Annotated in this window: 17 protein-coding genes; 9 read left to right on the top strand and 8 right to left on the bottom strand. The window is 65.9% G+C overall.

Annotation, left to right across the window (positions count from 1 at the left end):
* Positions 1 to 8: 8 nt before the first annotated feature.
* The 7 genes from CFY91_RS02415 to CFY91_RS02385 all read left to right on the top strand — a co-directional run bounded on the left by CFY91_RS02415 (position 9) and on the right by CFY91_RS02385 (position 7,875).
* Positions 9 to 1,151, top strand: coding sequence for a sialidase family protein (locus CFY91_RS02415; protein WP_093984743.1), 1,143 nt, complete (start codon positions 9 to 11; stop codon positions 1,149 to 1,151).
* Positions 1,148 to 1,621: a TlpA family protein disulfide reductase gene (locus CFY91_RS02410; RefSeq protein ID WP_133063657.1), complete on the top strand. Its 474-nt coding sequence runs from the start codon at positions 1,148 to 1,150 to the stop codon at positions 1,619 to 1,621. Before CFY91_RS02415 ends, CFY91_RS02410 begins: the two co-directional genes overlap by 4 nt.
* A 228-nt stretch (positions 1,622 to 1,849) precedes the next feature.
* Positions 1,850 to 3,472, top strand: a complete 1,623-nt coding sequence (locus CFY91_RS02405; protein WP_093984741.1) for a methyl-accepting chemotaxis protein — start codon at positions 1,850 to 1,852, stop codon at positions 3,470 to 3,472.
* Positions 3,473 to 3,497: 25 nt separating this feature from the next.
* A complete protein-coding gene (locus tag CFY91_RS02400) occupies positions 3,498 to 4,652 on the top strand; it encodes a porin family protein (protein WP_093984740.1) in 1,155 nt (384 codons plus the stop codon).
* An 11-nt stretch (positions 4,653 to 4,663) separates the two neighbouring features.
* Entirely contained in the window at positions 4,664 to 5,068 is a 405-nt protein-coding gene (locus CFY91_RS02395; protein WP_093984739.1) for a type 2 periplasmic-binding domain-containing protein, read from the top strand.
* Between the two features lie 162 nt (positions 5,069 to 5,230).
* Positions 5,231 to 7,168 (top strand): putative nucleotidyltransferase substrate binding domain-containing protein, encoded by a 1,938-nt coding sequence (locus CFY91_RS02390; RefSeq protein ID WP_093984820.1) that lies wholly within the window; start codon positions 5,231 to 5,233, stop codon positions 7,166 to 7,168.
* On the top strand, positions 7,165 to 7,875 hold the full coding sequence (locus CFY91_RS02385) for a 3'-5' exonuclease (protein ID WP_093984738.1): 711 nt from the start codon (positions 7,165 to 7,167) through the stop codon (positions 7,873 to 7,875). Before CFY91_RS02390 ends, CFY91_RS02385 begins: the two co-directional genes overlap by 4 nt.
* Here the strand turns inward: CFY91_RS02385 and CFY91_RS02380 are convergent.
* Together CFY91_RS02380 and CFY91_RS02375 are read right to left on the bottom strand one after the other, a co-directional pair.
* The gene (locus tag CFY91_RS02380; RefSeq protein WP_093984737.1) at positions 7,872 to 11,150 is read right to left on the bottom strand and encodes a carboxyl transferase domain-containing protein; all 3,279 of its coding nucleotides are present in this window, start codon (positions 11,148 to 11,150) and stop codon (positions 7,872 to 7,874) included. The genes CFY91_RS02385 and CFY91_RS02380 overlap by 4 nt on opposite strands.
* A complete protein-coding gene (locus tag CFY91_RS02375) occupies positions 11,147 to 12,838 on the bottom strand; it encodes an AMP-binding protein (RefSeq protein ID WP_093984736.1) in 1,692 nt (563 codons plus the stop codon). The genes CFY91_RS02380 and CFY91_RS02375 overlap by 4 nt, the downstream gene beginning before the upstream one ends.
* Positions 12,839 to 12,995: 157 nt before the next feature.
* Here CFY91_RS02375 and CFY91_RS02370 point away from each other — a divergent pair, with 157 nt between their 5' ends.
* Positions 12,996 to 13,925 carry a LysR family transcriptional regulator gene (locus CFY91_RS02370; RefSeq protein ID WP_093984735.1) on the top strand — a complete coding sequence of 310 codons (930 nt, stop codon included), beginning with the start codon at positions 12,996 to 12,998 and terminating at the stop codon, positions 13,923 to 13,925.
* Between the two features lie 84 nt (positions 13,926 to 14,009).
* Positions 14,010 to 15,098 (top strand): HPP family protein, encoded by a 1,089-nt coding sequence (locus CFY91_RS02365; protein WP_133063656.1) that lies wholly within the window; start codon positions 14,010 to 14,012, stop codon positions 15,096 to 15,098.
* Positions 15,099 to 15,104: 6 nt separating this feature from the next.
* Here CFY91_RS02365 and ispA read toward each other — a convergent pair whose 3' ends face one another.
* The 6 genes from ispA to ppa all read right to left on the bottom strand — a co-directional run bounded on the left by ispA (position 15,105) and on the right by ppa (position 21,030).
* Positions 15,105 to 16,001, bottom strand: a complete 897-nt coding sequence (gene ispA, locus CFY91_RS02360) for a (2E,6E)-farnesyl diphosphate synthase (protein ID WP_093984733.1) — start codon at positions 15,999 to 16,001, stop codon at positions 15,105 to 15,107.
* Positions 15,998 to 16,234, bottom strand: coding sequence for an exodeoxyribonuclease VII small subunit (locus tag CFY91_RS02355; RefSeq protein WP_093984732.1), 237 nt, complete (start codon positions 16,232 to 16,234; stop codon positions 15,998 to 16,000). The genes ispA and CFY91_RS02355 overlap by 4 nt, the downstream gene beginning before the upstream one ends.
* 72 nt (positions 16,235 to 16,306) lie before the next feature.
* Positions 16,307 to 17,050 (bottom strand): sulfite exporter TauE/SafE family protein, encoded by a 744-nt coding sequence (locus tag CFY91_RS02350; protein ID WP_268237301.1) that lies wholly within the window; start codon positions 17,048 to 17,050, stop codon positions 16,307 to 16,309.
* A gap of 3 nt (positions 17,051 to 17,053) precedes the next feature.
* A complete protein-coding gene (locus CFY91_RS02345) occupies positions 17,054 to 19,435 on the bottom strand; it encodes an EAL domain-containing protein (protein WP_093984731.1) in 2,382 nt (793 codons plus the stop codon).
* Entirely contained in the window at positions 19,429 to 20,361 is a 933-nt protein-coding gene (locus CFY91_RS02340; protein ID WP_093984730.1) for an ABC transporter substrate-binding protein, read from the bottom strand. The genes CFY91_RS02345 and CFY91_RS02340 overlap by 7 nt, the downstream gene beginning before the upstream one ends.
* Positions 20,362 to 20,502: 141 nt before the next feature.
* Positions 20,503 to 21,030, bottom strand: coding sequence for an inorganic diphosphatase (ppa, locus tag CFY91_RS02335; RefSeq protein WP_093984729.1), 528 nt, complete (start codon positions 21,028 to 21,030; stop codon positions 20,503 to 20,505).
* Between the last annotated feature and the right edge of the window lie 31 nt (positions 21,031 to 21,061).

Genomic DNA, 21,061 nt, shown 5'->3' with positions numbered 1-21,061 from the left:
AGTTCGTCATGTTGAAAACGTTTTGTCGCTGGCTGGCCCCTGGCCTGCTCAGCGCGATCCCCCTGCTGGCCGCGGCCATGGGCAACCCGCAGCCCGGACTGGGTGTCGGCCTGGCCGCCGGCAGCGATGGTGCACTGTATGCCGCCCTGGTTCGCGACGGGCATCTGCAGATCCTGCGCAGCAACGACCTCGGCCAGCACTGGCAGGCACACAGCCAGGTCAACAGCCAGGCCGAAGCGATTGCCGATGACGCCGAGAACGCCCCGCAACTGTCCGTATCCGCGCAGGGCGCGCTGTATGTCAGCTGGTCGCGGCGGTTTGCCGAACGCTTTACCGGCGATATCCGCTTCGCCCGCGCCGAGAATGGCCGCGACTTCAGCACACCGCGCACCGTGCATCGCGACCAGCGCCTCACCGGGCACAGCTTCGTGCGCCAGCATCTGGACCGCAACGGACGCCTCTGGCTGGTGTGGATCGACGGCCGCGAGCGCCTCGACAACCCTGCCTACCAGGGCTCGGCGCTGTATGCCAGCCACTCGGATGATGGCGGCCGGCAGTTCGTCGCCGAGTACAAACTGGTCGACCACAGCTGCCAGTGCTGCCGCCTGGCGCTCACCGAGCGCGCCGATGGCAGCCTGCTGCTGTTCTGGCGCCAGCTGTTCGAGCAGGGCCAGCGTGACCACGCGCTACTGCCACTGGGCCGCGAGCGGCCAGGTGAGCTGCGCCGCGCCACCTTCGACGGCTGGCAAGTGGATGCCTGCCCGCACCACGGCCCGGCCCTGGCCGAAGACAGCCAGGGCCGGCTGCATGCGCTGTGGTTCAGTCCGCACGGCGAACAGGGGCCGCTGTTCTACGGCCAGCTGGCCGACGGCCAGGTGCTCGGCCAGCGCAGCCTCGGTGGCCCGCGCGCCGGACACGGTGCAGTGGCCAGCCTCGGCCAGCGCGTAGTCCTGCTGTGGAAAGAGTTTGACGGCCAGCGCACCCAGCTGCTCGCGGAAATTTCCGAGGATGGCGGCGAACACTTTCGCCGCGTACCCCTGGCCAGCAGCCAGGGCCCGTCCGACCACCCACGCCTGCTCCGGGTCGGCAACCAGCTGCTGCCGGTCTGGCACAGCACCGATCACGGCCTCAAGGGGTACCCATTGCCATGATGTCGCGTCTTTTTCATGCCGGCCTGCTGCTCGCTCTGTGCAGCCTGCCGCTGCTCGCCGCCCCACGCGTCGACACTCTGGATCGCCAGCAGGCGGCCGCTCTGGTCGAGGCGAGCCAGTATCGACAACCCACGCTGATCGCCCTGTGGTCGCTGGAGTGCGGCTACTGCAAGCAGAACCTCGCCCACTTCCGCCAAGCCCAGCAGGCCTACCCGCAGTTACGGCTGATCACCGTGGCCAGCGAGCCACGGCTTGCCGAGCATGCCGCACTGCTGGCCAGCCATGGCCTGGACGGGCAGCACTACGCCTATGCCGACGAGGCTCCCGAGGCCATGGCCTACGCCCTCGACCCACGCTGGCGCGGCGAATTGCCACGCACCCTGCTGTTCGACGGACACGGCGGACAACAGGCGCTCTCCGGCGTACTGGATATGCAGCGAATCACACAACTGCTGGAGCTTGCCGATTAGCCCAAGGTACCCGCACCACCACCTTGACTGCCCCATGAAGGGGCAGTCGCTTGCACTTTTGTAGCAAAAAAGCTCAAAAAAAAGGCATACCCAGGGGAGTTGAGCTATAGCAATAGGCACGATTCAGGCTACGATGGGCATGTCCATGGCAGGCGAGAAAGGTTAGGGAATGACCCTGAACGACCTTTTAGTCACCTGAAGGCCCGTCGCCCTTTTGCGAGCACTGCCATGCTGAAGAACCTCTCCCTGTCGCTGAAGCTGACCCTGCTACCGGCCATTGCCCTGCTCGGCCTGTTGCTCTTCGTGGTCTACACCGCACTGCAACTGTCGCATAACGATCAACGCCTGCTGGCTCTGGAAAGCACCAGCTACCCGACACTGGAGCGGGCTGACGCGGCGATCTTCCAGTTCTCGCGCCTTCCCGCACTGCTCAACAGTGCCGTGGCCGCGGGCGAACTGACCACACTGGACGAAGCGCGCAGCGTGCTCAAGGAAATCGCCAGTCTGCATGACAGCCTCAAGCCGCTGACCCTGGACGATGCGCAGCTCAGCAAGGGGCTGCAGGACTGGCAGGCCGCGGTAAAACGCTACGCCGACAATGCTCTGGCGGCCTCCGAGCAACTGATTGCCGGTAGCGCCAGCTTTGAAGACCTGCGCCCCAATCTGGACCGTATGTCCAGTGACCTGCAAGCAGCCCAACGGATTGCCGAACAGTTCCGCCAACAAGCTCTGGAGAACTTCCAACATACCCTGGCCCAGGCCCGCGAAGGCAATGCCAGCACAACCCGTACCGGGATCATACTGGCCGTGCTGTTGGTGCTGGTGGTTAGCACCGGCGCTCTGCTGGTAATCCGCGGCATCATGGCCAACGTACATGGGGTCATCACCTCGCTGCGCGCCATTGCCCAGGGCGATGGCGACCTGACTCGCCGAGTGACCGTCGAGGCACATGACGAAATCGGCGCCATGATCGAGCTGTTCAATGGTTTCCTCGACAAGCTGCAGGGCACCATCCGGCAGATCATCGACGCCGCGGCACCGCTCGGCAACGTTTCCAAGGAGCTCTACCAGCTGACCCAGGAAGCCCAGGGCAATTCACGCTCGCAGCAGGGCCATACCGAATCCATCGGGCGTGATATCCAGACCATGACCGGCAGCATCCAGGAAGTCGCGCAGCGCTCGCAACAGGCTTCCGAGCAGGCCGGCGCGGCCAGCCGCCAGGCCAGCAGCGCACGCGACAATATCGGCAGCCTGTCGAGCAGCATCAATGACCTGGGCAACAGTGTGATGGGCGCCGTACAGGCCATGGAGCAGCTGGAAGAGGAAACCCAGCAGGTCGGCTCGGTACTCACCGTAATCCGCAGCATCGCCGAACAGACCAACCTGCTGGCGCTCAACGCGGCCATCGAGGCGGCGCGTGCCGGCGAGCAGGGTCGTGGCTTCGCCGTGGTGGCTGACGAGGTACGCAACCTCGCGCAGAAAACTGCCGCATCGACGGCGGAAATCCAGCAAATCATCCAGCGCCTGCAGAACAGTGCCAACAACGTGCTCAACGTAATGACCAGCAATGGCGAGAAAGCCCGCCATAGCATCGAACGTTCGGCGCAAGCCACCGAGCTACTGGAAGCCATCGCCCAGGCCGTCAGTCAGATCAATGAACTGAATGCCGGGATTGCCCAGTTCACCCATGAGCAGATCGGCCTGTCCGCGTCGATCCAGCAAGACACCCAAGTGTTGCAGCAGGATGCCCAAGCAACCGCCCATGGCGCCGAAGCCACCGCACGCCTTGGTGAGCAGTTGGTCAACACCGGAGATCACCTGCGCGCGGCAACGGCGCAATTTCGCGTTTAACCTGAAACACAGGAGCATGACCCCCATGATGAAAATGAAACTGCTGCCGCTGGCGATCTGCCTGGCCAGCGCACCGGCATTCGCCCTGGAGCAGGGCGAGTATCGTCTCAACTACTTCGGCAGCGTCGGCATCACCCACCTCGGCGGCGAAGACCAGGGCCGCAGCTATGGCGTGAGCGGACAAACCACCGATTCCTGGCGCGGCGACCAGCTGTCCAAGTTCGGTGCCCAGCTCACCTATGGCCTGACCGATACCCTTGGCGTGACCCTGCAGGCTACCGCCAAGCCGCTGCAGGATGAGTGGCAGGCCAACCTGGAGTGGGCCTACCTGTCCTGGCAGGCCAACGACCAGCTGATGGTGCGCGCCGGCCGCCTGCGCAGCCCGGTGTACATGTATTCGGAAAGCCTCGATGTCGGCTTCAGCTACCCCTGGCTGCGCCTGCCTGATGAAGTCTACAGCCAGGTCCAGCTGACCAACTACGAAGGGGCCGACGTCGTCTACACCCTGCCGCTGTCCTACGGCTCGGTGACCTTCCAGGTCGCCGCCGGCCAGGCCAAGAACCGCGATTACTTCGCCTATGACGACCTGTTCAGCATCGACTACGGCAAGCTGTTTGGCGGTAACGTCAGCCTGGCCACCAACGATTACGGGACCTTCCGGGTTGGCTATGTCGAGGCGGACATCTCCACCACCATCGATGGCGTGGTCAACGCCTTCGGCACCCCGACCTACCGGCAGCTGCTTGAGCTGAAGAAAGACAAGGGCAAGTTCACTTCGATCGGCTATCAGTACGACAACGGCACCTGGCTGACCGCCAACGAGTGGACCACCCGCGTCACCGAGAACGACAACAACGCCAGCATCGACTCGTTTTACCTGATGGGTGGCCGTCGCTTCGGCGACTTCCTGGCCCACGTCACCTATGCCCAGCTCGACGAGAACGAAGGCCGGCAGAACTCCTGGACCCTGGGTCTGAACTACAACATCGCCCCCACCGTGGTGCTGAAGACCGAGTACAAGCGCGTCGACACCAGCGGCGGCTACGATGGCGTGTTCGTGCGCGGCAAGCAGGAGCTATACGAGAACGAACTTTTCGAGCGCAGCGGCGGCCTGGCCGGCGTACCGGCCCGCAACTACGACGGCGACATCATCTCCGTCGGCGTCGACTTCGTATTCTGAGGAGCCAGTCCATGAAGCAGTCCGTTCGTCTCCTCAGCGCCGCCCTGGGCCTGGCCCTGGCCGGCCTGGCCCAGGCCGAAGTCGCGGTCATCGTCAACCCGGGCGCCGCCAAGGCACCCTCCCAGGCCGAAGTCGCCAACATCTTCCTGGGCAAGGACAAGTCCATGAAGGGTTATGACCAGGCTGGCTGGAATGCCACCAAGGAAGCCTTCTACACCAAGGTCACCAGCAAGAACGAAGCCCAGTTGAAGTCCTACTGGTCGGGCCTGGTGTTCACCGGCAAGGGCCAGCCGCTGCCCAGCGTCGGTGGTGATGCCGACGTCGTTGCCAAGGTCGCCGGCGAAGCCGATGCCATCGGTTACGTCGACGCCGCTGCGGTCAACGACTCGGTCAAGGTGCTGTTCACCCTGCCCTGAGCAGCGTCCTGGCGTGTCCCAAGGCCGATGCTTGCATCGGCCTTTTTCATGGGCGCTGTACCCGCAGCCCGCCCCGTGCTCGACCGACTAGACTTAGGTGTAATGGCCCGCCGGGCACGACGGATTGAGCATAGTGACAAACAGCAGCGGGAGATGCACTGCATGAGCAAGACGGATGCGTTTGCCGAAGCCGGCCGGCAGGCCGTGCTGCAGAATATCCAGGGCACCCTGGAGTTCCTGCAGAAATTCCCGCCCTTCAATCAGATGGATGTCGCCCACCTCGGCTACCTGGTAGAACACTGCCAGCTGCGCTTTTATGCCGCCGGGGACTCCATCATCAAGCCCAGCAACGGCACCGTGGAGCACTTCTACATCGTCAAGCAGGGCCGCGTGCATGGCGAACGCCCGCATACCGCCAAGCGCGGTACGGAGACCACCTTCGAGATCACCACCGGCGAATGTTTCCCGCTGGCCGCGCTGATTGGCGAACGTGCCACCCGCACCGAGCACCTGGCTGCCGAAGACACCTTCTGCCTGCTGCTGGGCAAACCGGCCTTCATCAAACTGTTCGCCAGCTCCAATCCCTTTCGCGACTTTGCCCTGCGCGGCGTCAGCAGCCTGCTCGACCAGGTCAACCAGCAGGTGCAGCTGCGCGCGGCGGAAAGTCTCGGCGCACAGTACTCGCTGGAAACCAGCCTCGCCGAGCTGGCCATGCGCCAGCCGCTGACCTGCAGCCCCGAGCAGCCGCTACAGGAGGCCGTGCGTCTGATGCACGAACAGCAAGTCGGCAGCATCGTCATCGTCGACGCCGTGCAACATCCGCTGGGCATCTTTACCTTGCGCGACCTGCGTAGCGCCATCGCACGCAGCGGCATCGACCTGCAGCAGCCAATCAGCCAGCTGATGACCGCCAACCCCTTCCACCTGCCACCGCAGGCCAGCGCCTTCGACGCGGCCATCGCGATGACCGAGCGACACATTGCCCACGTCTGCCTGGTACAGGACGGACAGTTGTGCGGCGTGGTCTCCGAACGCGATCTGTTCTCCCTGCAACGGGTCGATCTGGTGCACCTGGCACGCACCATCCGCCATGCCGGGCGCATCGAAACCCTCGCCGCACTGCGCAGCGACATCCGCCAACTGGTCGACCGCATGCTCGCCCATGGCGCCAGCTCGGCGCAGATCACCCACCTGATCACCCTGCTCAACGACCACACGGTCTGCCGGGTCATCGAGCTGTGCATCGAGGAACAGGGTGACCCCGGCCTGCCGTTCAGCTGGCTGGTGTTCGGCAGCGAGGGGCGCCGCGAACAGACCCTGCACACCGACCAGGACAACGGCATCCTCTTCGAAACGCCAGAAGGGGAAACGCCCGAAGCGATCCGCCAGCGCCTGCTGCCACTCGCCCAGCGCATCAACCAGGCCCTCGCGCAATGCGACTTCAGCTTGTGCAAGGGCAACATCATGGCCGGCAACCCCGAGCTGTGCCTGTCGCGTCAGGAGTGGAGCCAGCGTTTCGCACGCTTTGTCGATGCCGCCACCCCGGAAAACCTGCTGGCCTCCAGCATCTACTTTGACCTGCGCGTGGTCTGGGGGCCGGAAGAAGGCTGCCAGCAACTGCGCCATGAGCTACTCCAGCGGGTTGGCGACAACAGCCTGTTCCAGCGCATGCTGGCCGAGAACGCGCTGCGCCAGAAACCACCGCTCGGCGGCCTGTTCCGCGACTTCAGCGTGGCGCGCAAGGGGGCGGAAAAGGACACCCTGGATCTCAAGGTGCAGGGCCTCACCCCTTTCGTCGACGGTGCCCGCCTGCTCGCCCTGGCGCATGGCGTAGAGGCCATCAGCACCCTCGAGCGCCTGCGCCAGCTGACCCAGCGCGGCATCATCGAGGCGCAGGACGGCGCAGCCTATGAGGAGGCCTATCACTACATCCAGCTGATCCGCATGCAGCACCACCAGGCCCAGGCGCGTGCCGCTCAGGCGTACTCCAACCGCATCGACCCGGACGACCTCAACCATCTGGACAGGCGCATCCTGCGCGAATCCTTTCGCCAGGCACAACGCCTGCAAAGCAGCCTGGCCTTGCGCTACCAGCTATGAAACAGTTCTTCGACTGGCTCAGCGGGCGCCAGGGCGCCGACCTCGACGAGCAGCAGCGTGCCCGCCGCGACGCCCTGCCGCCAGCCCAGGCGGCTGATCGGCGGCCTCTGCGCGAGCAGCGTCTGGTGGTACTTGATCTGGAAACCACCGGGCTGAATACCCAGCGCGACCAGGTACTGTCGATCGGCGCGGTGGTCATCGAAGATGGCGCCATCGACCTCGGTTGCCAGTACGCCAGCACCCTGCAACAGGACCACAAGGTCAGCGAAAGCATCCTCATCCATGGCCTGGCACCCAGCACCATCGCCGCCGGCCTGCAGCCCTGCGAGGCGCTGCTGGACTTCATGGAGTTCCTCGGCGACAGCCCCGTACTGGGCTTCCATGCGCCCTTCGACCAGCGCATGCTGGCCCGCGCCCTCAAACAAAGCCTGGGCTACACGTTGCGCCATCACTTTATCGACTTGGCCGAGCTGGCGCCCATCCTCTGCCCGCAGGCACAAGTGGGGCGTGGCGGTCTGGACGACTGGATCAGCCATTTCGGCCTGCAGGTCCTGCAACGCCACAGTGCCAGCGCCGACGCGCTGGTCACCGCCGAACTGGCGCTGATCCTGTTCAGCAAGGCGCGCCAGCAAGGCTGGGACAACCTGCTGGAGCTGGAAACGCAGATCGCCAGCCGGCGCCGGCGCCAGCGCGCCTATTCGCTCTAGAAGGTATCCACGCAAGGCCGCTTCTTGCCGGTACGCACGGTCGGCTGACCGGCTGCCTGCAGACCACGGCGCAACCAGGCGCGGGTTTCCGCCGGGTCGATCACCGCATCGATCTCCAGGTAACTGGCCATGTTCAGTCCTTTGCCGTTTGCGTAGGCCTTGGCCACCAGCGTGTCGAACAGTGCCTGTTGTGCCGCGGCGTCTGGCTGAGCCGCCAGTTCCTTGGCAAAGCCCAGACGCACCGCGCCTTCCAGGCCCATGGCGCCGAATTCGCCGCTGGGCCAGGCGATGGTGAACAGCGGCGAGTGGAAGCTGCCTGCGGCCATGGCCTGCGCACCCAGGCCATAGCCCTTGCGCAGTACCACGCTGAAAAACGGCACGCTGAGGCTGGCGGCGGCGACGAACATGCGCGCGACATGGCGCACCGTACCCTGTTGCTCCGCCTGCGGTCCGACCATGAAGCCGGGCGTGTCACACAGGGACAGGATCGGCAGGTCATGGGCGTCACACAGCTGCATAAAGCGCGCGGCCTTGTCGCCGGCCACCGCGTCGATGGCCCCGCCCAGGTGCGCGGGGTTGTTGGCGATCAGGCCGAATGGCTGCCCTTCGATGCGGATCAGCGCGGTAATCAGCCCCGGGGCGAACTGGCGGCGCAGCTCCAGCAGCGAGTCGCGGTCGGCCAGCAGCTCGATCACCCGGCGGATGTCGTAGACGCGCAGGCGGTTTTCCGGGATCACCTGGCGCAGCTCGCGCTGGTCGGCGCACGCCCAGTCGGCCAGCGGCCCCTGAAAGTAGGACAAGTACTGCTTGGCTACAGCGACGGCTTCAGCCTCGTCGGCCACCTGCACATCGATCACCCCGTTGGGCCCCTGCACCGACACCGGCCCCACCTCCTCGGGCCTGAAACTGCCGAGGCCGCCGCCTTCGATCATCGCCGGACCGGCCATGCCGATACTGGCGTTATCCGTGGCGATGATCACGTCGCAACAGCCCAGCAATGCGGCATTACCGGCAAAGCAGCGCCCGGAAGCGATGCCCACCGTAGGCACCAACCCCGACAGGCGGGCCATGGCCACGAAGGTGTGGCAGTCCAGCCCGGCCACGCCGACGAAGTCGCTATCACCCGGGCGACCGCCGCCGCCCTCGGCAAACAGCACCAGCGGCAGGCGCCACTGTTCGGCCAGCTGCAGCATGCGGTCGGTCTTCTTGTGGTTGATCACGCCCTGGGTGCCGGCAAACACCGTGTAGTCGTAGGCCAGGGCCATGCAGCGCGCCCTGTGCGTGCCGAACTGGGCGGCGTTGATCGTGCCGATGCCAGCGACCAGACCGTCGGCCGGGCTGAGCTCCATGAGTTCCTCGGCCGAACGCCGGCGGCGTTGTGCGGCCAGGGCCAGGGCGCCGTATTCGCTGAAGCTGCCGTCATCCAGCAAATCGGCGAGGTTCTCGCGCGCCGTGCGCTGGCCGGTCTTGCGCCGCTTGGCCACGGCTTGCGGGCGGCGTTGGTCGGTGAGACGCGCGTGGCGCTCGAGCACCTCCGCCAGGTCGGCGCGGATATGCGCCAGGTCCAGGCTCTGCTCGCTGAGGCCTTGCTCGGCGGCCACCTCGGCCGGCTCAAGGAACAACAGCACCTGGCCTTCGGCCAGGGTATCGCCCGGCTGGGCGGCCAAGGCGCGGACGATGCCGCTGTGGTTGGCGCGCACCTCGAACTCCATCTTCATCGCTTCCAGCACGGCGACGATCTGGCCGACAGCCACCGCATCGCCCTCGGCCACTTCAAGGCACACCAGCACGCCGCTGCTCGACGTGTTCAGCGGCTGGCTACCAGGCGGCGCGTCGACCGCCCGCAGGCCGGCCGTGGCCGGTGCCTGGCTGGCGGCGAAATAGTGGTGGGCGTGCGCCTCGGGCTGGGCAGCGAGCAGCTCGTCCAGGCGGCTCTCGACAAAGCGGGTGCTGACCTGATTGCCCTGCACCTCGGGCAGACGCAGCAGGTTTTGCAGCAGATGCAGGTTGCTCGCCACACCATCCAGGCGGAACTCGCACAGCGCGCGGTAGGCGCGGCGCAGGGCGGCCGGGTAGTCGGGCGCAGTGGCGATCAGCTTGGCCAGCAGCGAGTCGTAGCTGGGGCTGACCGGGTAACCGGCGTAGCCGTAGCCGTCCACGCGCAGGCCGGGGCCGCTGGGCGGCTGGTAAGCGCTGAGGGTGCCGACAGCCGGGCGCGTGCTGCCGTCGGGGTGCAGGGTTTCCAGGTTGATGCGTAGCTGCACGGCACAACCCTGCACGGCCGGCGGCTGGCGCAGGCCCAGCTGGTCGAGGGAAGCGCCGGCCAGCAAGCGGATTTGCGCATGCAGCAGGTCGACGCCGGTGACCTGCTCGGTCACCGTATGCTCCACCTGTACCCGTGGGTTGGCTTCCATAAAGTAGAACGTGCCGGGCTGACGCTCATCGAGGAGAAATTCGAAGGTGCCAATACCGCGGTAGTTCACCGCGCCGGCCAGCTGCAGGGCGCAGTCGATGATCGCCTTACGCAGCTCGGCATCGAGGTCGGGGCTGGGGACGATTTCCAGCAGCTTCTGGTTGCGCCGTTGCAGGCTGCAGTCACGCTCCCACAGATGGCTGACCGTGCTGCCGTCGCCGAGCACCTGCACCTCGATATGCCGCGCCTGGCCTACCAATTGCTCGACATACAGGGCACCGTTGCCGAACGCCGCCTGCGCCTCCGACTGGCAGCGCGCATAGGCCGCGTCCAGCTCGGCCGGCTCGAAGACCGCACGCATGCCACGCCCGCCGCCGCCGGCCAGGGCCTTGAGCATCACCGCACCATGCTCGGCGAGAAAGGCCTGCGCCTCGCTGAGGGTCACCGCACGGTTGATTCCGCCAACCAGCGGCACGCCGCAGCGTTCGGCCAACGCGCGGGCGGCGGCCTTGTCGCCGAACAGTTCGAGCACCTCCGGCGGCGGACCGATAAAGGTCAGGCCGGCAGCCTGGCAGCGCCTGGCGAACTCGGCATTCTCGGCGAGAAAGCCGTAGCCGGGATGGATCGCCTCGCAACCCTGGGCACGGGCCACGTCGATCAGCTGCTGCATGTCCAGGTAGGCCGCTACGCCACGCCCGCGCAGCGGCACGGCGAGATCGGCCTGACGCGTATGCAGGCTGGCGCTGTCGTCTTCGGCGAATACCGCCACCGAGCGAATGCCCAAGTCGGCGCAGGCGCGGGCGATACGAATGGCGATCTCGCCGCGGTTGGCAATCAGCATGGCTTGAAAGGGCGCACTCACAGCAGGCTCTCCAGTTCGTTCTTCTTCACCTTGCCAGTGGCGGTCATCGGCAGCGCCGCGACCACGCGGATTTCCGGCACCTTGTAGCTGGCCATGGCCTCCCTGCACCACGCGGTCAGGGTCTCGGCATCTTCGCTGCGGCCGGGCTTGAGCACGACGAAGGCCACCGGCTGTTGGCCGCGCAGCGCGTCAGGGCGGCCGATCACCGCGCTGGCCAGCAGGGCCGGGTGCTGGCCAAGCAGGGCCTCCAGCTCGCTGGGGAACACGCTCATGCCGTTGACCTTGAGCATTTCCTTGCGCCGGCCGAGGTAGCGGATGAAACCCTGCGTGGTGATCTGGCCGAGGTCGCCGGTGTGCAGCCAGCCTTCCCTCAGCGCGGCGGCGGATTCTTCCGGGCGTTGCCAGTAGCCGTGCATCAGCGCCGGGCTGCGCAGGCACAGCTCGCCTTCGCTGCCCAACGGCAGCAGCTCGCCCGTGGTGAAGTCGCAGACCTTGAACTGGGTGCCGGGCACCGGCAGGCCGACGAAGGTCGGCGCGCTGGTGAGGTCGAAGTCGGCGTCCTGCAGGCCCCAGGTAAAGGTGTCGCAGGTGTGGGTTTCGGTCATGCCAAAGCTGAACTCGAACAGCGTGCAGCCGGTCAGTGCGCGCCAGCGCGCGCGGTAGTCGCGGGTCAGTTTCTTGATGAAGGAAATGCTCCCGGTGCGCTGCAGCGAGCGCAGGTCGTAGTCAGCCACCTGCGGGTGGTCGAGCACCTCGGCGGCGCTGTCGACCAGCAGACCACAGTGGCTGACCCGGTAGTGCTGCACGGCGGCCATGAAGGCCGTGGCATCCCAGCGTGCCAGCAACACCAGGCGGCAACCGGCGAATACCGGGAACAGCAGGCCGGCGTTTTCCCCGGCGATCCAGAATTCCGGGAGGAAATTCAGCAATACGCTATCGGCCTGCAAGTGCATGGCCGTCGGCACAAAGCTGGCGCAGGTGTAGAGCATGTCGCGATGGCTGTGCATGCAGCCCTTGGGCAGGCCGGTGGTGCCGCCGGTGTAGTTCAGCGCGGCGAGATCATCCAGCTGCACACGGTGCGTCGGTGCTGCTGCCGTGCAGGCGGCCAGCGCCGCGTAGAAGTCGAGAAAGTCATCGCCGCTGACTTTCGCTGCCAGCAGCAGATCGGGTACGGGAATGCTCGGCTGCTCCGGGCGCAGTTCGCTGAGGCTGGTGGCCAGCACATGGCGCAGCGCGCAGTCCTCGCGCACCGCACGCACCACCGGCAGCAGCTGATCGAAACAGAGAATGACCCGGGCGCCGCTGTCCTTGAGCTGATAACTCAGCTCCAGCGCCTTGCTCAGCGGACTGACCGGCGCATATACCGCGCCACACTTGAGCAGCCCGTAAAAGGCGATGTGCAGCTGCGGGCAGTTGGGCATGAACAGGGCGACGCGGTCACCCGGCTGCACGCCCAGCTCGACCAGTAGCGCCGCGCAGCGGTCGGAGAGGTGGTCCAGCTCGGCCCAGCTCAGGCTGTACCCGTAGAAGTCCAGGGCGATGGCCTCGGGCTGCTGGCGCGCCCAGGTGCGCAGGTAGTCGCAGAGCGGCTGCTCACCCAGCGGGTAATGCACCTGACGCGGCACCCCGGCCGGCCAGTGAGCCTGCTGGAGCTGGTCGAGTTGGGCAAGGTAGGTCTGTTCGTCCATGGCAAGGGCTCCGCCTGTTGTTGTTTGCCGCCATGCTAGGCAGCCAGGCGCCCTGGGAGAACTGATGCTTATGCATTGCTATCCATGCAGCTGATGCATGATTACCAAGGCATGCCTGGCTGATAGCGTGAGGTTTCCGTGAGCTGCGAGCCAGACCATGAAAACTGCGCATGAAAGCGGCCTGCTCGGCCGCCTCGACCTTAACCTGTTCCGCGTATTCGCGATGATCTATCAGCAGCGCAACCTGACGCGTGCCGCCCAGCTGCTGCACCTCAGCCAGTCGGCGGTAAGCCACGCCCTGGCCCGCCTGCGCGAGCAGCTCGGCGACCCGCTGTTCATTCGCGAAGGGCGTGGCGTACTGCCTACCCCGCTGGCCGAGCAGCTGGCCCCGGGCATTCTCGACGCCCTGGACAGCCTGCAAGACAGCCTGCGCACCCTGCAAAGCTTCGACCCAGCTCAGGCGCGCCGGCGCGTACGCCTGAACATGCCGGAACAGATGGAACCGCTGCTGCTGCCGCAGGCCATCGCCTGCCTCGCCGAGCAAGCCCCGTTGCTCCAGGTGCATAGCAGCAGCCTGCACTGGGCCGAGCTGCGCCGCGAACTGGAACTGGGACGGATCGACCTGGCCGTGGAAATCGCCCGCCCCACCGACACCGAGCTGCGCCAGTGCCAGTTGCTGCAGGAGCCGCTGTGTGTGATGGCCCCCGCCGGGTTTGCCGGCGAGCTGGATGCCGCGCGCTACCTGCAGGCCGAGCATGTCGCCGTCACCTCGCGGCGCCGCGGCCTCTGCGTGGAAGACCTGGCCCTCGCCCAGCAGGGCCTGCAACGCCAGGTGCGGCAACGCTGCCAGCACTACCTGTCAGCCGCCCTGCTGGTCCGCCAGCGCGGCTGGCTGCTCAGCCTGCCACGACGCTATGCCGAACTGCTCAACGCCGGACTGGGCAACCGCCTGCTGGACATGCCCATCGCCCTGCCCGCGGTAACCCTCAACCTGTACTGGGCACGTCGCCTGGACAACGATCCGGCGCATCGCTGGCTGCGCCAAACCCTGCTGGAGCTGGCGCAGCGCCAGGCCGTGGATGAATAACTTTCACCCTCTTCGGTAAAAGCACCCATTTGGTGCGCGGCGCAACATCTGGCAGACTGCGCCCCTTTGCCGGAAACCCTTCACGTGCCACGCCTGTTTGACATTCTCCAGGTCAGCAACCTGCGCCACGCCCTGCGTGCCAGCCTCGGCTGCGCTGCCAGCCTGGCCCTGTGCAGTCTGTTGGGTAGCTACTGGCTGGACAACCTGAGCCTGCTGCATCTGCTCGGCCCACTGGCTGCGTCGGCCCTGCTGCTGTTTGCCGTCCCCTCCGGCGCCCTGGCGCAGCCCTGGGCGCTGCTCGGCAGCTACCTGTGCAGCGCGCCGCTGGCACTGTTGCTGAACAGCCTGCAACTACCCAGCCTATGGCTGGCTGGGCTGGCACTGGGCATGAGCCTGCTGTTGATGAGCCTGCTGCGTTGCGTACACCCACCCGCCGGCGCGCTGGCGGTGGTGCTGGCCCTGGCCGAACCACCCATGGCCGGTCAGGGCCCAGGCGTGCTGCTAGCGCTGCTAGTGATGTTGGCCTGCCTGCTGGGCTGTGCATTGTGCTATCTCAACCTCAGCGGTTCGCCCTATCCGCTGCGCCGCACCAACGAGCCGCGCCACGCTACGCAGGACCCGCCACCGCAAGGCAGGGCGGGTATTTCCAGTGACGACCTGGAGCAGGTACTCGCCGAATTCGATGCCTTCGTGGACATCACCCCGGAGGAGCTGGCCCGCCTGCTGCAGGCTGGCGAGCAGCTGGCCTTGCGCCGCCGGGTCGGCGACCTGCAGGCCCGCCACATCATGTCCCGCGACCTGCGCTGGATCAGCCCGCAGGCCAGCCGCACGCAAGCCATGGCGATGTTGCGTCGGCATCGTATCCGCAGCCTGCCGGTGCTCGACGAACAGGCCCGGCTGGTCGGTGTGGTCAGCCTGGTCGACCTGCTCAGCCGGCCGCGTGGCGTGCGCCGACAGCTGGCCTGGGGACTGCGCCAGCCATTGCGTGTGGCCGAGCTGATGAGTACCCCGGTGCGCAGCGTGCAGGAGACGCAGTCAGTCAGCGCAATGATCGGCCTGCTGTCCAGCCAGGGACTGCACAGCCTGCCGGTGCTCGACGACCAGCAGCGCCTGGTCGGCATCGTCAGTCAGAGCGACCTGATCGGCGCCCTGCAGGAGCAACTGCTGCGCTGAAACGCCTCAGTGACGGCGCGCGATGATGTAGCGCGCCAGCTCGCGCAAGGCATCCGCCTCGCCGGAGAAGGCAGCCAGCGCCTGCAGCGCCTCGTCGCACAGGCTCGCCGCATAGGCCTTGGCGCCGGCCAGACCAAGCAGCGCCGGGTAGGTCGGCTTGTCATGGGCCTGGTCCTTGCCCTGGGTCTTGCCCAGGGTGGCGGTGTCGCTTTCCACGTCGAGGATGTCGTCCTGCACCTGGAAAGCCAGGCCGATCGCCGCGGCATAGCGCTGCAAGGCCTGCAGCTGCTCCGCCCCGGCCTGGCCGCTGGCTAGCGCCCCCAGGCACACACTGGCCTCGATCAGCGCCCCGGTCTTGTGCCGGTGCATCAGCTCCAGTCCGGCCTGATCGAGCTGCACGCCCACCGCACCGAGGTCGATGGCCTGGCCGCCGACCATGCCGGCCGGGCCGGCAGCACGCGCCAGCTCGGCGACCATCTGCAAGCGCAGTTCAGCCGGCTGCGGGTTGTGCGCGGCATCGGCGAGCACGGCAAAGGCCAGGCTCTGCAAGCCGTCACCGGCGAGAATCGCCGCGGCCTCGTCAAACGCCCGGTGGGTAGTCGGCTGGCCACGTCGCAAGTCGTCATCGTCCATCGCCGGCAGGTCATCGTGCACCAGCGAATAGGCATGGATCAGCTCCACCGCGCAGGCGCCGGCATCAGCCTGTGCGGCCTGCCCGCCCAGCGCCTCGCAGGCGGCATACACCAACAGCGGACGGACACGCTTGCCACCATTGACCACGCTGTAGCGCATGGCGGCATACAGGCGCTCCAACTCACCGAGAGGCGCCTGCAGCAACGCCTGCAGGGCCGCATCGACACGCGCCTGGCAGCGCGCCTGATACTGCTGCAAGGCCTCGCTCATGGCTCGACCTCGAAGGGGCTGAGCTGCACCTCGCCATCGCGCTCGAGCAGTTGCTGAACCTTCTGCTCCGCCTGATTCAGCGCATCCTGGCAGTCACGGGTCAGCCGCACCCCCTGTTCGAAGGCCGTCAGCGACTCTTCCAGCGGCAACTCGCCACTTTCCAGGCGCTCGACCAGCGTTTGCAGTTCGGCAAGCGCCGTTTCGAAATCCAGCGGGGCTTTTTTACGGGCCATGGGGCAATACTCGGCAGGGCGAAAACCGGCGCGACACTAGCAGAGGCCGGCATGCCGGGCAAACCGCCGCGGTCAATCGACGGTGAAATAGTAGCCCGTCATCAGGCTGCCGATCAGCAGGACCAGAGCCCGCAGCAGGCGTGGCGACAGGCGCTCGCCAAGGCGCCCGCCCAGGTATCCTCCCAGCGTGGCGCCGCCCAGCAGCAGCAGGAAGGGATACAGGCTGACCCGCCCGGCGAACAGGAACGTCAGGCTGGCAACGCTATAGATCACCGCCGACAGCAGATTCTTCAGGGCATTGGCACGCGCCAGCGGGTGGCCCTCGATGCTCAACGCGGCCAATTGCAGGATCCCCATGCCGGCGCCGAAGTAGCCGCCATACAGGGACACCAGCAGATGACCGGTCAATGATCCTGGGCCATGCGCCGGCACGTCGCTAGCGCCGGCACGCCAGCGACTCAGCCAGGGACTGGCAGCAAACAGCAGGGTAGCCAGCAACAGCAACCAGGGGATCAGCCCGGCGAACAGTTCATCCCCACCAGCCAGCAGCAGCAAGCCACCGCCCAAACCGCCGAGCAGGGCCGCCAGCAGCAGAGGCCAGAGATAGTCGCGCAGTTCGGCCAGCCGCGCGCGTGCCGCCCAGGCACCGGCCATACTCGCCGGCCACAGGGCCACGGCATTGGTGGCATTGGCGGTGATCGGCGGCAAGCCGATGGCCAACAGCGCCGGGAAGGAAAAGAAAGTACCACCACCGGCCAGGGCGTTCATCGCACCGGCCAGCAGGCCGGCGCCCAGCAACAGGGCAATCTCGAACACGCGCTACGACCCCTGCACCCCAACCAGGCATCCCTGAGCCTGGCACTGCGCCGCTGGCAGCGGTCGCGCGTAATAGAAGCCCTGTAGCTGGTTACAGCCATTGAGGCGCAGGAAGGCCGCCTGACGTTCGTTTTCCACGCCTTCGGCGACGACCTGCAGGCCCAACTGGTGAGCCATGGTCAGCATGCCACGCACCAGCGCCACCGATTGCGTACAGTCGGGCAGGCCACTGACGAACTGACGATCGATCTTGATGCCATCGAAGGGGAAGCGACGCAGGTAGCTGAGCGAGGCATAACCGGTACCGAAATCATCGAGAAACAGCGGCAGCCCCGCTGCACGCAGACGCTGCAGGCAACTGAGCACACTGGCATCGGCATCCAGCAGGGCGCTTTCGGTGACTTCCAGCTCCAGCCAGTCGCTCTCTGCGCCTTCCTCGGCAAGGATCTGCAGCAGGCTGCCGGCCAGATCGCCCTGGCGAAAGTCCAGCGGCGACAGGTTGACCGCCACGCGCAGGCTAGCGCCCTGCTCGGCCCAGAGGCGCGCCTGTCGGCAGGCCTGACGGAACACCCAGCGTGTCGCCTCGATGATCAGGCCGCTTTCTTCGAGCACCGGGATGAACTGGTTGGGTGGCACCAGACCGCGACCGGGCGACTGCCAGCGCAGCAACGCTTCCATGGCTTTGACCCGCCCCTGGCCATCGACCTTGGCCTGATAGTGCAGCACCAGTTCATCATGCTGCAGGGCCTGGCGCAGCTCTTCTTCGAGCTGCTGGCGATCCTCGACGGCCTCGGCCAGCTGCGGCGTGAAACAGGCCACCCGGTTGCGACCGGCATCCTTGGCCGCGTACAGCGCCAGGTCGACCTGCTTGAGCAACTCACTGGCGCTACCCGGCTGACCGCTGGCCACCGCCAGGCCGATACTCGCGGATACCCGGCACTGGTACTGACGCACTCGGAACGGCTGCTCGAACAGCAGGCAGAGACGCTCGGCCAGTTGCATAGCCGGCTCCTCCGCGAAGCCTTCCAGGAGCAGGACAAACTCGTCGCCGCCAGAGCGGGCCAGCAAGGCACGCTCGGGTAGCAAAGTGCCCAGGCGCTCGGCAATTTCCACCAGCAGGCGGTCACCAATCTCGTGGCCCAGGCTGTCATTGATGCGTTTGAAATGGTCGATATCGAGAAACAGCAGACTCAGCGGACAACGCGCATCCAGCAACTGCTCCAGACGCTGCTGGACATAGTTGCGATTGGCCAGGCGGGTCAGCGGATCGAAATGCGCCAGAAAACGCAGGCGCTGCTCAGCCTGCAGACGCTCGCTGATATCGCGCAACAACACCAGGCGCAGCGACTGGCCATGCCGCTGGAAGGGCGTCAGGCTGATTTCCAGCGGCACCTGCTCGTCACCACGCCAGGCATTGAGCTGCACGGCACGACTGGGCGGCGCCTGCAGCAGGCGTTGACGGGCATTGCTCTGCACCAGGCGGTCTTCCGGGATCTGCCCGAGCAGCTCCTCGGCCGCACAGCCAAACAGCGCCGCCGCGGCGGGATTGGCCTGGATCACGCGCAGCTCGTCATCCACCACCAGCATGCCCACCGGCGCGGCATCAATCAGCTTGCGCAGCAGCTCCTCGCTTTCCTGCAAGGCGGCCTGACGCGCCTGCAGCTGCACCATCATCTGGTTGAAGGTTGCCGCCAGCTGGCCAATCTCGTCTGTCCCGTCGACATCCGCCGGCTGTTGCAACTGGCCACTGGCCAAGCGCCGTGCCGCATGCTCCAGGCGCGCCAGGCGGCGGGTTACCAGGCGGCTGTACAGGTAATTGAGCAATAGGCCCAGCAACAGCAAGAGCAACAGGGTCTGCCCGAGGTAGAGCCAGGCATTGCTCCGGGTATGCTGCAACACCGGGGCAAAGTCCAGGGAGACCAGCAGCACCTCGCCGCTTGGTGCGCCCTGTAGATCGACACGCCCCAGTGGATAGATGGCCAGGAAGCGCTGCTCGCCATGCGCCAGCCAGTCGCTGCGATTGTCCACCGCGTAACCGGCCAGCGTGACCTGATCCGGTATGCCCAGTTGGCCAGGGCGCAAACCCAGGCGGGTCGCCGCGATCACCTGCTGGCGGCCATCCAGGACCATGGCCCAGCGCACATCGGCCAGGCTGGCCAGATCGGCCAGATCGTTCTCCAGTTCGGCCTGGCGGCCCTGGCGCAGGTGATCGGCCAGGCTGCTCTGCAGCAGGATCAGACTCTGGTTGACGTGGTTGCGCCAGGTACGCTGCGCTTCATCCAGGCTACGCGGCAGCAGTGTGGTGACCAGCAATACGCTGAACAGCAAGGCTCCCAAGCCCAGCAACAGCGGCAGCGAACGACGCAGCGACAGGTGGGTCAGCATGGCGAGTCCTCGCGGCACTGGGGCAGTAGCGCGTCGGGATTACCTGGCTTGCGCAACAGGCCGATGCGCAGCAGGTAGTCGTGCAACTGCTGCAGGTTGTCTCGCAGCTGGCCCTGTTCGAGCCATTGCCTATTGAGTGCCGCATCGCCCAGCAACAGCCCTTCGCGGGTCAGCTGCAGGCCGGCAGCGTCCAGGCCGAGACGACGCTGCAGACGCTCCCCGCTGTTCTGCGGATTTTCCCGCCAGATGCGCAGGCTGTCATACCACAGCGCCTGCAAGGCCTTGCGCCGGGCCGGAGAGACCCGGTCGCGGCGCACTACCAGCACATCGATGATTTCATAAGGCAGCTCGCGGCTGTCGAAGATGCGCCGTGCGCCCAACGCCTGCAGGGCCGGCCCTTGCGAAGCAAAGCTGACCACCGCATCGATACGCCCGGCCGCCATGGCACTGACATGCTCATGCACCGGCAAGTCGACAATCCTGACCTGATCACGGCGCAGCTCGGCCAACTCCAGTACGCGGCTGAGAATGAACGCGCCCAACGCGGTGTTCTCCACTCCGATGCGCCGGTTACGTAAATCCGCCAGGTTGCGCAGCGGCGCACGGGCATACAGGGCATCGGCGCCCAGGGAGATATCCGTCACCAGCAGCAGTTCCAGGTCATGCCCTTCACTCTGCAGCTTGAAGGCTTCATCCAGGGTCAGCAGGCCGCCATCCAGCAGGCCATTGCGCACCCCGCGCAATACGCCGGTGGCGCTGGGGTATTCGACCAGGCGGATACGGCTGGACTCCAGCCAGTTGAGGTCATCGGCCAGGTAGAACGGTGCATAACCCAGCCAGCGATTGCTGCCCAGACGCAACTCGTCCTGCTCGCCCTGACAGGCCAGCAACGCAAGACAGCAGAGCAACAGCAGGCAGCGACGCATCCCGATACTCCCAAGGAGGTATAAAGCACCTTAGCTGAATGCTCAGCCCGGCGAAATACCCCGATGGTCTGCCAGGGTATGCTGAATCACCAGGCATAAAAAAACCGGCCTTGTGAGCCGGTTTTCGAGGGTGGTCCAGACTTATTTTTGGTAAGCCGCAACCGCCTTGGTAATTGCTGCACGGGCCTCGTCGGCGTTGCCCCAGCCTTCGACCTTGACCCACTTGCCCTTCTCCAGATCCTTGTAGTTCTCGAAGAAGTGCTTGATCTGCTCCAGCAGCAGGGCCGGCAGATCGGTGTATTCCTGCACGTGGGTGTACAGCTGGGTCAGCTTGTCATGGGGCACGGCGATCAGCTTGGCGTCGCCGCCTGCTTCGTCAGTCATGTTCAGGACACCCACCGGGCGGCAGCGGATCACCGAACCCGGCGCCACCGGATAGGGGGTGACGACCAGCACGTCGAGGGGGTCGCCATCGTCGGCCAGGGTATGCGGGATGAAACCGTAGTTGGCCGGGTAGAACATCGGCGTGGCCATGAAGCGGTCGACCATCAGGCAGTCGCTGTCATGGTCGATTTCGTACTTGATCGGCGCATGGTTGGCCGGGATCTCGATAGCCACGTAGATATCGTTGGGCAGGTCCTTGCCGGCCGGGATTTTGCTGTAGCTCATGGGGCGACTCCTGCGAGCGGGCCAAAAAAGT

The sequence above is a fragment of the Pseudomonas fluvialis genome (genome assembly GCF_002234375.1).
GTDB classification, from domain to species: Bacteria; Pseudomonadota; Gammaproteobacteria; order Pseudomonadales; family Pseudomonadaceae; genus Aquipseudomonas; species Aquipseudomonas fluvialis.
The sequence above is the reverse complement of the archived record's forward strand: the minus strand, read 5'-3'. Positions and strand labels throughout refer to the sequence as shown.

What these genes read in the sequence shown, in the direction of transcription:
- CFY91_RS02415 (WP_093984743.1), top strand. Translation starts at nt 9, where the DNA reads ATGTTGAAAACGTTTTGTCGCTGGCTGGCCCCTGGCCTGCTCAGCGCG.
- CFY91_RS02410 (WP_133063657.1), top strand. Translation starts at nt 1,148, where the DNA reads ATGATGTCGCGTCTTTTTCATGCCGGCCTGCTGCTCGCTCTGTGCAGC.
- CFY91_RS02405 (WP_093984741.1), top strand. Translation starts at nt 1,850, where the DNA reads ATGCTGAAGAACCTCTCCCTGTCGCTGAAGCTGACCCTGCTACCGGCC.
- CFY91_RS02400 (WP_093984740.1), top strand. Translation starts at nt 3,498, where the DNA reads ATGATGAAAATGAAACTGCTGCCGCTGGCGATCTGCCTGGCCAGCGCA.
- CFY91_RS02395 (WP_093984739.1), top strand. Translation starts at nt 4,664, where the DNA reads ATGAAGCAGTCCGTTCGTCTCCTCAGCGCCGCCCTGGGCCTGGCCCTG.
- CFY91_RS02390 (WP_093984820.1), top strand. Translation starts at nt 5,231, where the DNA reads ATGAGCAAGACGGATGCGTTTGCCGAAGCCGGCCGGCAGGCCGTGCTG.
- CFY91_RS02385 (WP_093984738.1), top strand. Translation starts at nt 7,165, where the DNA reads ATGAAACAGTTCTTCGACTGGCTCAGCGGGCGCCAGGGCGCCGACCTC.
- CFY91_RS02375 (WP_093984736.1), bottom strand. Translation starts at nt 12,838, where the DNA reads ATGGACGAACAGACCTACCTTGCCCAACTCGACCAGCTCCAGCAGGCT.
- CFY91_RS02370 (WP_093984735.1), top strand. Translation starts at nt 12,996, where the DNA reads ATGAAAACTGCGCATGAAAGCGGCCTGCTCGGCCGCCTCGACCTTAAC.
- ispA (WP_093984733.1), bottom strand. Translation starts at nt 16,001, where the DNA reads ATGAGCGAGGCCTTGCAGCAGTATCAGGCGCGCTGCCAGGCGCGTGTC.
- CFY91_RS02355 (WP_093984732.1), bottom strand. Translation starts at nt 16,234, where the DNA reads ATGGCCCGTAAAAAAGCCCCGCTGGATTTCGAAACGGCGCTTGCCGAA.
- CFY91_RS02345 (WP_093984731.1), bottom strand. Translation starts at nt 19,435, where the DNA reads ATGCTGACCCACCTGTCGCTGCGTCGTTCGCTGCCGCTGTTGCTGGGC.
- CFY91_RS02340 (WP_093984730.1), bottom strand. Translation starts at nt 20,361, where the DNA reads ATGCGTCGCTGCCTGCTGTTGCTCTGCTGTCTTGCGTTGCTGGCCTGT.
- ppa (WP_093984729.1), bottom strand. Translation starts at nt 21,030, where the DNA reads ATGAGCTACAGCAAAATCCCGGCCGGCAAGGACCTGCCCAACGATATC.